At 59.9% G+C, this 12203-nt stretch carries 8 protein-coding genes; all 8 read right to left on the reverse strand.

Features of this window, described 5'->3' with window-relative positions; translation table 11 throughout:
- Positions 1-24: 24 nt before the first annotated feature.
- The 8 genes from rpoC to secE all read right to left on the reverse strand — a co-directional run bounded on the left by rpoC (position 25) and on the right by secE (position 12112).
- The gene (gene rpoC / locus CLU87_RS19005; RefSeq protein WP_056745839.1) at positions 25-4260 is read right to left on the reverse strand and encodes a DNA-directed RNA polymerase subunit beta'; all 4236 of its coding nucleotides are present in this window, start codon (positions 4258-4260) and stop codon (positions 25-27) included.
- Between the two features lie 21 nt (positions 4261-4281).
- On the reverse strand, positions 4282-8394 hold the full coding sequence (gene rpoB, locus CLU87_RS19010) for a DNA-directed RNA polymerase subunit beta (RefSeq protein WP_056745841.1): 4113 nt from the start codon (positions 8392-8394) through the stop codon (positions 4282-4284).
- A gap of 266 nt (positions 8395-8660) precedes the next feature.
- The gene (gene rplL / locus CLU87_RS19015; protein WP_008907085.1) at positions 8661-9038 is read right to left on the reverse strand and encodes a 50S ribosomal protein L7/L12; all 378 of its coding nucleotides are present in this window, start codon (positions 9036-9038) and stop codon (positions 8661-8663) included.
- A gap of 40 nt (positions 9039-9078) precedes the next feature.
- On the reverse strand, positions 9079-9603 hold the full coding sequence (gene rplJ, locus CLU87_RS19020) for a 50S ribosomal protein L10 (RefSeq protein ID WP_099731468.1): 525 nt from the start codon (positions 9601-9603) through the stop codon (positions 9079-9081).
- Positions 9604-9844: 241 nt separating this feature from the next.
- Positions 9845-10540: a 50S ribosomal protein L1 gene (gene rplA, locus CLU87_RS19025; protein ID WP_056059944.1), complete on the reverse strand. Its 696-nt coding sequence runs from the start codon at positions 10538-10540 to the stop codon at positions 9845-9847.
- Entirely contained in the window at positions 10541-10972 is a 432-nt protein-coding gene (gene rplK / locus CLU87_RS19030; RefSeq protein WP_008907082.1) for a 50S ribosomal protein L11, read from the reverse strand.
- 160 nt (positions 10973-11132) lie between these two features.
- Positions 11133-11729, reverse strand: a complete 597-nt coding sequence (nusG, locus tag CLU87_RS19035) for a transcription termination/antitermination protein NusG (RefSeq protein ID WP_015012231.1) — start codon at positions 11727-11729, stop codon at positions 11133-11135.
- Positions 11726-12112, reverse strand: a complete 387-nt coding sequence (gene secE, locus CLU87_RS19040) for a preprotein translocase subunit SecE (RefSeq protein ID WP_056641821.1) — start codon at positions 12110-12112, stop codon at positions 11726-11728. Before secE ends, nusG begins: the two co-directional genes overlap by 4 nt.
- Between the last annotated feature and the right edge of the window lie 91 nt (positions 12113-12203).

Below are 12203 nucleotides of genomic sequence, written 5' to 3' on the forward strand. Positions count from 1 at the left end.
TGGGGGAGGCCTTGCTGTTTTCTATCAGTCTGCCGCTGCGTCTGTGGCAGTGACGCTGCCACTGTCCACATCCGAGGCGTCCGACTGGGCTGCCATTTCGGCGGCTTCGGCTTCGGCGATGGCGCGGCGCTCGGCGTCGTCCATGGCGTCCTTGGCCTTGCGTGCCTGGTGGTAGGCCAGACCCGTACCGGCAGGGATCAGGCGACCCACGATCACGTTTTCCTTCAGGCCACGCAACTCGTCGCGCTTGCCCATGATGGCAGCCTCGGTAAGCACGCGGGTCGTTTCCTGGAAGGAAGCGGCCGAGATGAACGAGTCGGTAGACAGAGATGCCTTCGTGATACCCAGCAACAGGTTGCTGTAGGTCGCAGGGATCTTGCCCTCGGCCTGCAGTGCCTCGTTGGTGTTGAGGATCTCGGAGCGCTCGACCTGCTCGCCGGCAATGTAGTTCGACTCGCCGACGTTCTCGACCACGACGCGGCGCAGCATCTGGCGAACGATCACCTCGATGTGCTTGTCGTTGATCTTCACACCCTGCAAGCGGTACACGTCCTGCACTTCATCGACGATGTAGCGCGAGAGTTCTTCGATACCCAGCAAACGCAGAATGTCTTGTGGGTCGGCCGGGCCGTCCACAATCGATTCGCCCTTGTTCACCACCTGGCCTTCGTGCACCAGGATGTTCTTTTCCTTGGGCACGAGCTCTTCGAACACGCGACCTTCAGGGTCAGTGATCTGCAGGCGAACCTTGCCCTTGGTTTCCTTGCCGAACGACACGGTACCGGTCATTTCGGCCAGGGTGCCCTTGTCCTTCGGTGTACGGGCTTCGAACAGCTCGGCCACGCGGGGCAGACCACCGGTAATGTCGCGGGTCTTCTGGCCTTCGACCGGAATACGCGCCAGCACTTCGCCGGGGCCCACGTCCTGGCCATCGCGCACCTGGATCAGAGCACCGACCTGGAAGCCGATGGTCACCGAGTGGTCGGTACCAGGGATCTTCACTTCGTTGCCCTGGGCGTCGATCAGCTTCACCTGCGGACGCACCACCTTGGCGGCACCACGGCGCTTCGGATCGATCACCACCAGCGTGGACAGACCGGTCACTTCATCGACCTGCTTGGCCACCGTCAGGCCTTCTTCGACGTTCTCGAACTTGGTCTGGCCGGCGAACTCGGTGATGATGGGTCGCGTCAGCGGGTCCCAGTTGGCCAGGATCGTACCGGCCTTGATCTGCTGGTCGGCCTTCACCGTCAGCGTCGCACCGTAAGGCACCTTGTGGCGCTCACGCTCGCGGCCATGCTCGTCCTGGATGATGATTTCACCCGAACGTGCAATCACCACCAGCTCACCCTTGGTGTTGCTCACATAGCGCATCGTGGCGTTGAAGCCGATCACGCCGTTGGACTTGGCTTCCACGCTCGACGCGATGGCTGCACGCGAAGCGGCACCGCCGATGTGGAACGTACGCATGGTCAGCTGCGTGCCGGGCTCGCCGATGGACTGGGCAGCGATCACACCCACGGCTTCGCCGAGGTTGATCAGGCCACCGCGGCCCAGGTCGCGGCCGTAGCACTTGGCGCACAGGCCGTAGCGGGTTTCGCAGGTCAGGGCCGTGCGCACCTTCACTTCGTCCACGCCAGCGGCTTCGAGCTCTTCGATCAGGTCTTCGTCCAGCATCACACCAGCTTCGACCAGCACCGCGCGGTTCTCGGGGTGCAGCACGTCCTCAGCCGCAGTGCGGCCCAGGATACGCTCGCGCAGCGATTCGATCACTTCACCGCCTTCGACGATGGCGCGCATCAGCGAACCATTGGCCGTGCCGCAATCTTCTTCGGTCACAACCAGGTCCTGCGTCACGTCCACCAAGCGGCGGGTAAGGTAACCGGAGTTCGCCGTCTTCAGCGCCGTGTCGGCCAGACCCTTACGGGCACCGTGGGTGGAGATGAAGTACTCCAGCACGTTCAGACCTTCGCGGAAGTTCGCGGTAATGGGCGTCTCGATGATCGAGCCATCTGGCTTGGCCATCAGACCCCGCATACCAGCCACCTGACGGATCTGGGCAGCAGAGCCGCGGGCACCGGAGTCGGCCATCATGTAGATGGAGTTGAAAGACTCCTGGTCCACTTCCTTGCCGTGGCGGTCGGTGACCTTTTGCTTGGACAGCTGGGCCATCATCACCTTGGACACTTCGTCGCCGGCCTTGCCCCAGATATCCACCACCTTGTTGTAGCGCTCGCCAGACGTCACCAGACCGGACACGTACTGCTGTTCGATCTCTTTGACTTCCTTCTCGGAGCGCTCAATGATGCCGGCCTTCTGCGGAGGCACCAGCATGTCGTCGATGGCAATGGAGATACCGGCACGCGTAGCCAGGCGGAAACCGTTTTGCAGCAGCTTGTCTGCAAACACCACGGTTTCCTTCAGGCCGCACTTGCGGAAGCTCACGTTGATGAGCTTGGAGATTTCCTTCTTCTTCAGCGCCTTGTTCATGTTGCTGAACGGCAGGCCCTTGGGCAGGATCTCGGACAGCAGTGCGCGGCCTGCAGTGGTTTCCACCAGCGAGGTCGAGGGCACAAACTCGCCCGTGGCCTTGTCCTTGGTCCACTCGGTCATGCGCACCGTGATCTTGGCAGCCAGTTCGACCTGGCCAGCGTCCAGGGCACGCTGCACTTCGCCGGTATCAGCGAACACCAGGCCTTCGCCCTTGCCGTTGATACGGTCACGGGTGGCGTAGTACAGACCCAGCACCACGTCCTGCGAAGGCACGATGGAGGGTTCGCCCGAGGCGGGGAACAGCACGTTGTTGGAGGCCAGCATCAGCGTGCGGGCTTCCATTTGTGCTTCCACCGACAGCGGGACGTGCACAGCCATCTGGTCACCGTCGAAGTCGGCGTTGAAGGCCGCGCAAACGAGGGGGTGCAGCTGGATGGCCTTGCCTTCGATCAGGATGGGCTCAAAGGCCTGGATGCCCAAACGGTGCAGCGTAGGTGCACGGTTCAGCATCACGGGGTGTTCCTTGATGACCTCTTCCAGGATGTCCCACACCACGGGGGTGCCGGATTCGACTTCCTTCTTGGCGGCCTTGATCGTCGTCGCGATGCCCATGGCTTCGAGGCGCGAGAAGATGAAAGGCTTGAACAGCTCCAGCGCCATCAGCTTGGGCAGACCGCACTGATGCAACTTGAGCGTTGGGCCCACGGTGATCACGGAACGACCAGAGTAGTCCACGCGCTTGCCCAGCAAGTTCTGGCGGAAACGGCCGGACTTGCCCTTGATCATGTCGGCCAGCGACTTCAGCGCACGCTTGTTGGCGCCCGTCATGGCCTTGCCACGGCGGCCGTTGTCCAGCAGCGAGTCGACGGCTTCCTGCAGCATCCGCTTTTCGTTGCGGGCGATGATTTCAGGGGCCTTCAGCTCCAGCAGGCGGCGCAGACGCGAGTTGCGGTTGATGACCCGGCGATACAGGTCATTCAGGTCGGAGGTCGCGAAGCGGCCGCCGTCCAGCGGCACCAGCGGACGCAGGTCCGGTGGCAGCACGGGCAGCACTTCGAGCACCATCCACTCGGGCTTGATGCCCGACTTCTTGAAGGCTTCGAGCACCTTCAGGCGCTTGGCGTTCTTCTTGACCTTGACTTCGGAGCCGGTCAGGTCACCGCGCAGGCGTTCGATCGACAGGTCGATGTCGATGGATTCCAGCAGGTCCTTGATGCCTTCGGCGCCCATCTTGGCGATGAACTCGTCGCCGTATTCCTTGCGCTTGGCGTCGTAGTCGTCCTCGGACATGATGCTGAACTTCTTCAGCGGGGTCATGCCGGGGTCGGTCACCACGTAGGCTTCAAAGTACAGCACGCGTTCGATGTCGCGCAGCGTCATGTCGAGCACCAGGCCCAGACGCGAAGGCAGCGACTTCAGGAACCAGATGTGAGCGCAAGGTGCGGCCAGATCAATGTGGCCCATGCGCTCGCGACGCACCTTGGTCTGCGTGACTTCAACGCCGCACTTCTCGCAGATCACACCGCGGTGCTTGAGGCGCTTGTACTTGCCGCACAGGCATTCGTAGTCCTTGATAGGACCAAAAATCTTGGCGCAGAACAGACCGTCACGCTCGGGCTTGAATGTGCGGTAGTTGATGGTTTCGGGCTTCTTCACTTCGCCGAAAGACCACGAACGGATCTTTTCGGGCGAAGCCATGCCGATGCGGATGGCATCGAAATGCTCGTCCGGCGTGAATTGCTTGAACAGGTCGAGTAGCGATTTCATAGTGACTCTTTCCTTTTCTGCTTAGGAGCGTTCCAGCTCGATGTCCAGGCCCAGCGAACGGATTTCCTTGACCAGCACGTTGAACGATTCCGGCATGCCGGCTTCGATGGCGTGTTCGCCCTTGACGATGGACTCGTACACCTTGGTACGGCCCACGACGTCGTCGGACTTCACGGTCAGCATTTCCTGCAGCACATAGGCGGCGCCGTAAGCTTCCAGCGCCCACACTTCCATTTCCCCGAAACGCTGGCCACCGAACTGTGCCTTACCACCCAGCGGCTGCTGCGTGACGAGCGAGTAAGGACCGGTCGAGCGGGCGTGCATCTTGTCGTCCACCAAGTGGTGCAGCTTCAGGTAGTGCATGTAGCCGATGGTGGTCGGGCGCTCAAAGCGCTCGCCCGTGCGGCCATCAAACAGATAAGCCTGTGTACGGGTCGGTGTCAGGCCCTTGCGCTCAGCAATATCGTCCGGGTAGGCGATCTTGAGCATGTCCTTGATTTCTTCTTCCGAAGCACCATCAAACACGGGGGTAGCGTAAGGCACACCACTCGTTAGGTTTTCCGCCATGGCCATCAGGTCGTCGTCGCTCAGTTGCGACAGGTCTTCCTTGCGGCCGCGCGAGTTGTACACCTCTTCGAGGAAGGTGCGCAGCTCGGACGCCTTGGCCTGCTCCTGGAGCATGTTGCCAATGCGCTGACCAATGCCCTTGCCAGCCCAGCCCAGGTGGACTTCCAGCACCTGGCCGATGTTCATCCGCGAGGGCACGCCCAGCGGGTTCAGAACGATGTCGGCAGGGGTGCCGTCGGCCATGTAGGGCATGTCTTCGACCGGAACGATCTTGGACACCACACCCTTGTTACCGTGGCGGCCGGCCATTTTGTCGCCAGGCTGCAGACGGCGCTTGACGGCCAGGTACACCTTGACCATCTTGAGCACGCCAGCAGGCAGCTCGTCGCCTTGCGTGAGCTTCTTGCGCTTTTCTTCAAAGGCCAGGTCGAAGCTGTGGCGCGTTTGCTCCAGCGCGTTCTTGATGGATTCGAGCTGGGTGGCGACTTCGTCTTCCGCAGGGCGGATGTCGAACCAGTGGAACTTTTCGACGGAAGCCAGATAGGCCTTGTCGATCTTCGTGCCCTTGGCGAGCTTCTGTGGGCCGCCGTTGGCCACGCGGCCGGTCAGCAGCTTCTCGATACGATCAAAGGCGTCGGCCTCCACGATGCGCAGCTGATCGTTCAGGTCCAGACGGAAGCGCTTGAGTTCATCGTCGATGATCTGCTGGGCACGCTTGTCGCGCTGGATGCCTTCACGTGTGAACACCTGCACGTCGATCACGGTGCCGGACGAACCCTGGTCCACGCGCAGCGACGTGTCCTTCACGTCGGAAGCCTTCTCGCCGAAGATGGCGCGCAGCAGCTTCTCTTCAGGCGTGAGGGTGGTTTCGCCCTTGGGCGTGACCTTGCCGACCAGCGTGTCGCCGGGTTGCACTTCGGCGCCCACATAGATGATGCCGGACTCGTCCAGACGGTTCAGTTGCTGTTCCGACAGGTTCGGAATGTCGCGTGTGATTTCTTCTGCACCCAGCTTCGTGTCGCGAGCCATGACCACCAGCTCTTCGATGTGAATCGAGGTGTAGCGGTCTTCGGACACCACGCGTTCGGAGATCAGGATCGAGTCTTCGAAGTTGTAGCCGTTCCAGGGCATGAACGCGATCAGCATGTTCTGGCCGATGGCGATTTCGCCAAAGTCCGTCGATGCACCGTCGGCCACGACGTCACCCTTGACCAGCTTGTCACCCTTCTTGACGATAGGACGCTGGTGGATGTTGGTGTTCTGGTTGGAACGCTGGTACTTGATGAGGTTGTAGATGTCCACACCCACTTCACCGGCCACGGCTTCGTCGTCATTCACGCGGACCACGATACGGGTGGCATCCACGTAATCCACGATACCACCACGTGTAGCGGTCACCACGGTGCCCGAGTCCACAGCGGCCACGCGTTCAATGCCCGTACCAACCAGGGGCTTTTCAGGACGCAGCACTGGCACGGCCTGGCGCGACATGTTGGCGCCCATCAACGCGCGGTTCGCGTCATCGTGCTCCAGGAATGGCACCAGCGAGGCGGCCACCGACACGATCTGCGCGGGCGACACGTCCATGTACTGCACGCGATCTGCGCCGCACAGAATCGACTCACCCTTTTCACGGGCTGAGACCAGTTCGCCCGTCAGACGACCGTCCTTGTCGAGCTGCGCATTGGCCTGCGCAATCACGTATTTGCCTTCTTCGATCGCCGACAGATAGTCGATGTCGTTGGTCACCTTGCCGTCCACCACACGACGGTACGGGGTCTCAATGAAACCGTACTCGTTCAGGCGGGCGTACAGAGCCAGCGAGTTGATCAGACCAATGTTGGGACCTTCAGGCGTTTCGATAGGGCAGACGCGACCGTAGTGGGTCACGTGCACGTCACGCACTTCGAAGCCTGCACGTTCACGGGTCAGACCGCCTGGGCCGAGGGCAGATACACGGCGCTTGTGCGTGATTTCAGCCAGCGGGTTGGTCTGGTCCATGAACTGCGACAGCTGCGAGGCACCGAAGAATTCCTTCAGGGCGGCCGAGATCGGCTTGCTGTTGATCAGGTCGTGGGGCATCAGCGGCTCTTGCTCGGCCTGGCCCAGACGCTCCTTCACAGCCTTTTCGATACGTGCCAGGCCCGTGCGGTACTGGTTTTCGGCCAGTTCGCCCACGCAACGCACGCGGCGGTTGCCCAAGTGATCGATGTCATCGACTTCGCCGTTGCCGTTGCGCAGATCCACCAGGATCTTGACCACGGCCAAGATGTCTTCGTTGGACAGCACCATGGGGCCGGTGGATTCGTCGCGGCCAATCTTGGCGTTGAACTTCATGCGACCCACGCGCGACAGGTCGTACGTGTCGGGGTTGTAGAACAGGCGCTGGAATAGGGCCTGCACGGCGTCTTCTGTCGGCGGCTCGCCGGGGCGCATCATGCGGTAGATGGCCACGCGGGCAGCGAACTCGTCCACCGTTTCATCGATGCGCAGGGTCTGCGAGATGTAGGCGCCTTGGTCCAGTTCGTTCGTGTAGATGACCTGCAGGTCTTGCACGCCGGCAGTGCGCAGCTTCTTGAGCAGCGCTTCGGTCAGTTCTTCATTGGCCTTGGCGATGATTTCGCCCGTGTCGGCGTCCACAATGTTGCGAGCGACCACACGGCCAATCAGGAAGTCTTCTGGCACGCTGATGTGCGTGGTGCCAGACTGCTCCAGTTCGCGGGTGTGACGGGCCGTGACGCGCTTGTCCTTGGCCACAACCACCTTGCCCGACTTGTCGGTGATGTCGAAACGTGCCACTTCGCCACGCAGGCGCTCGGAGACAAACTCCATCTGCGCACCGCTGTCCATCAGACGGAAGTTGTCGTTGACGAAGAAGTTCGCCAGGATGGACTCGGGGTTCAGGCCGATGGCCTTGAGCAGAATCGTGACCGGCATCTTGCGGCGACGGTCCACGCGGAAGTACAGGATGTCCTTAGGGTCGAACTCGAAGTCGAGCCAGGAGCCGCGGTACGGGATGATCCGAGCTGAGAACAGCAGCTTGCCCGAGCTGTGGGTCTTGCCCTTGTCATGCTCGAAAAACACGCCTGGCGACCGGTGCAGCTGCGACACGATCACGCGCTCCGTGCCGTTGATGATGAACGAGCCCTTGTCGGTCATCAGGGGCACTTCACCCATGTAGACCTCTTGCTCCTTCACTTCCTTGACCACCTTGGACTGCGACGTCGAGGACTCGCGGTCATAGATGATCAGTTGCACCTTGGCGCGCACGGCCGAGGCGAACGTCAGACCACGGGTCTGGCACTCACGCACATCGAAGGCAGGCTTTGCCAGGTTGTACTCAATGAACTTCATCTCCACAAAACCGTTGTGGGAGACGATAGGGAAGGCAGCGTCGAATGCAGCCTGAAGGCCTTCGATGGTTCTTTTCTGGGGTGCTGTATCTGCCTGCAGGAAAGCGGTGTATGCGTCCTTCTGCATCTGCAGCAGATAAGGAACTTCGAGCACGCTATCGCGGGTGCCGAAACTTTTGCGAATTCGCTTGCGTTCGGTGTAGGAATAGGCCATGAGATCTCCGGGCAAAGACATGAGTCCTGGGTCTTCGACGACTGACCCGCAAGGAGCGTGGTCCTTACGGGCTTGGCGGTTGGCCACTACCAACCATGGCGGACGGTGATGCGTTGCACATCACCCGAACCAAGGCGTCTTCTGCTGTCGGGGTTGTCAGAAGACACTCGAAAGCCTCGTTGCAGACGGGGCTTACGGGTGCTCTCTGAAAGCACCAAAGGCTGGAGGCCCTTTGAGGAGCACTCCAGCCCTTGAGCAAGACCGAATTACTTGAGTTCGGCCTTGGCGCCGGCTTCCACCAGCTTCTTGACGGCTGCTTCGGCGTCGGCCTTGGCAATGCCTTCCTTGACGTTCTTGGGAGCGCCGTCCACCAGGTCCTTGGCTTCCTTGAGGCCCAGGCCGGTGATTTCGCGCACTGCCTTGATGACGGACACCTTGTTGGCGCCGGCTTCGGTCAGCACCACGTTGAATTCCGTCTTTTCTTCAGCAGCAGCGGCGCCAGCACCACCACCAGCGGCAGCAGGAGCAGCCATAGCTGCAGCGCTCACGCCAAACTTCTCTTCAATGGCCTTCACCAGGTCATTGAGTTCCAGAACCGTCATGCTGTCCAGCGCGGTCAAAAATGCGTCTTTATCGAATGCCATTTTGATATCCTAACAATTGTGTTGGTTGACTGCCCAGCTATCAAGCTGCTGCAGGTTCGGTGGCCGGTGCGGCTGCGCCTTCGCCTTTTTTCGCCGCCAGTGCGCCCAGCACAACGGCTGTACGCGACATGGGGGACATAAGCAAGCCACAAATCTGAGCCAGCAGAACTTCCTTGGAAGGAATGTTGGCCAGTTGCTTCACGCCGTTGACGTCCAGGGCTTTACCACCGAAAGCGCCACCGCGAATCACCAACTTGTCATTGGTCTTCGCAAAGTCAGCCACCACTTTCGCGGCAGCCACGGCGTCTTCGGAGAAGCCATAGATCAGGGGACCGGTCATCTGGTCTGCCACCACGTCAAACTGGCTGCCTGCCACAGCACGGCGGGCCAGGGTGTTCTTCAGAACACTCAGGCTCACACCCTTGCTGCGAGCATCAACGCGCAGTTTGGTCATGTCGGCGACCGTGATGCCACGGTATTCCGCGATCACAAGCGTTTGAGCTTTAGCGGCGAGGCTGGTCACTTCACTGATGACCGCTTCTTTCTCACTGCGATTAAGACTCAAGGTCTACTCCTTAAATTGCGCACTCAGGCTTGCACCCTCCTGCGCGCTCTTGTTGCAGCGACCAACTGTTTCGGAACGAATTCCATCTGCAGCGGGATCGCCATCTGCGTTGGCCCCGCAAGGGGATTAAGTGCGGCGAGCCACACACCAACGGTCTTGGATGGCCTGCAGGCAGGTATTGCACCACCCACAGCCCACCACATCAGGCCCTTTGAAAAAGGCCCGAAGATTTCAATCGCAATTACGCTGCGATGGATTGCGTATCCACGCGGACGCCAACGCCCATCGTGGAGGACACAGCGACCTTGCGCAGGTACAGACCCTTGCTCGAAGCTGGCTTGGCCTTGTTCAGTGCATCGATCAGCGCAGCCAGGTTGCCTTGCAGCTTTTCGTTGTCGAACGAACGGCGGCCAATAGTGCTGTGCACGATACCGGCCTTGTCCACGCGGAATTGCACCTGACCAGCCTTGGCGTTCTTCACAGCAGTGGCAACGTCAGGAGTCACGGTGCCAACCTTGGGGTTAGGCATCAGACCACGAGGGCCCAGAATCTGGCCCAGAGTACCCACAACGCGCATAGCGTCGGGGGCAGCAATCACCACGTCGAACGGCATGTCACCAGCCTTGACCATGGCAGCCAGGTCGTCCATGCCAACGATGTCAGCACCCGCAGCCTTGGCTTCTTCCGCCTTGGCGCCTTGTGCAAACACAGCGACACGGGTCGTCTTGCCAGTGCCATTGGGCAGCACCACGGCGCCACGCACCACTTGATCCGACTTCTTGGCATCGATGCCCAGTTGCACTGCCACGTCGATGGATTCATCGAACTTGGCCGTTGCAGCTTCTTTCACGAGCGCCACTGCGTCTGCAAAAGCGTACAGCTTGGTGCTGTCAACCTTGCCCTGCAGGGCCTTTTGCTTTTTCGTCAACTTGGCCATTTACAAACCCTCCACCGTCACGCCCATCGAGCGTGCGGAACCAGCCAGCGTACGGACAGCAGCGTCAACGTTAGCGGCGTTCATGTCCTTCATCTTGGTCTTGGCGATCTCTTCGAGCTGTTCGCGCGTGATCTTGCCAACCTTGGTCTTCAGGGCATTGGAAGAACCCTTTTCGAGCTTGATGGCCTTCTTGATCAGAGTCGTCGCAGGCGGCGTCTTGATGATGAAGGTAAAGCTCTTGTCTGCGAACGCCGTGATGACCACGGGCAGTGGCAGACCCGGCTCCACACCTTGGGTCTGCGCATTGAATGCCTTGCAGAACTCCATGATGTTGAGGCCACGTTGACCCAGTGCTGGGCCGATCGGTGGGGATGGATTGGCCTTACCAGCTGGAACTTGCAGCTTGATAAAACCGACGATTTTTTTCGCCATGCTTTACTCCTGACGGGTCATAACGCTTGTGTTGCACCATGCAACCACCAGCTCCCCGGGTTAACGACTCACTGTGACGACGCCCGCACCGAGCCGAAAAGTGCGGCGTCCAAAATCTTTGCCCTGACTGCCGAGGCAGGCAGGCTTGTGCTCGACAGATTTATGTCTTTTCGACCTGTCCGAACTCCAGCTCCACAGGGGTCGAGCGACCGAAAATCATCACAGAGACGCGCACGCGACTCTTTTCGTAATTGACTTCCTCGACAGAGCCATTGAAGTCCGTGAAAGGACCTTCCTTGACGCGCACCAACTCGCCCACCATGAACTCGATCTTGTGGCGTGGTTTGTCGGTGCCTTCCTGCATCTGGCTGACGATCTTTTGCACTTCGTCTTCCGAGATGGGGGCAGGCCTGTTCTTGGCGCCGCCCACGAAACCTGTGACCTTGTTGGTGTGCTTCACCAAGTGCCAGGTATCGTCATCCATCACCATCTCAACGAACACATAGCCAGGGAACAAGCGACGCTCCGTCGTCTTGCGTTGGCCGTTCTTCATTTCCACGACTTCTTCGGTCGGCACCAAGATCCGACCAAATTTGTCTTGCATGCCAGAACGGCCGATGCGCTCCTGAATGTTGCGTTCGACCGCTTTTTCCATGCCTGAATAGGCATGGACGATGTACCAGCGCAGGTCTGGATTGGCCGAGGCAGAAGCGCCTGCAGGAGCTTGTGCTCCCGTGATTTCCGCAGCGGTCGTCATGACTTTCTCCAACCCAAAATCAAGTCGTACAAGACCCACTCCAGCGTCTTGTCCGTGAACCACAGAAAAAGCGCCATGATGACCACGAAGGCGAACACATAGGCAGTCATCTGCAAGGTTTCCTTGCGCGTGGGCCAGACCACCTTTTTCACTTCGCGCCATGCATCTTTGGCAAACGCGACGAACTGGCGCCCCGATTCCGACACCAAAAACACCGCAGCAGCCGCAACCAGCCCGACGATCAATGCCGCCCACTGCACGACAGCGCCTTGCTTGCTCAACAAATAAAAGCCCGCAACGGAGGCAATGACCAACGCCACTACCGCTGCGAGCTTGGCCTTGTCTGCGCCTGTATTGACAGTTTCAACCTGTGAAGTGGCCATCTTTGAGTATTTCCTGCTTCCTAGTCACGGCATCACTTAAGACACCGAAGCCCGCCAGGGTCTGGCGGGCTTGTTGGGGGCCACATTCAAG

The organism is Acidovorax sp. 59, assembly GCF_002754175.1.
Classification (GTDB): Bacteria; Pseudomonadota; Gammaproteobacteria; order Burkholderiales; family Burkholderiaceae_C; genus Acidovorax; species Acidovorax delafieldii.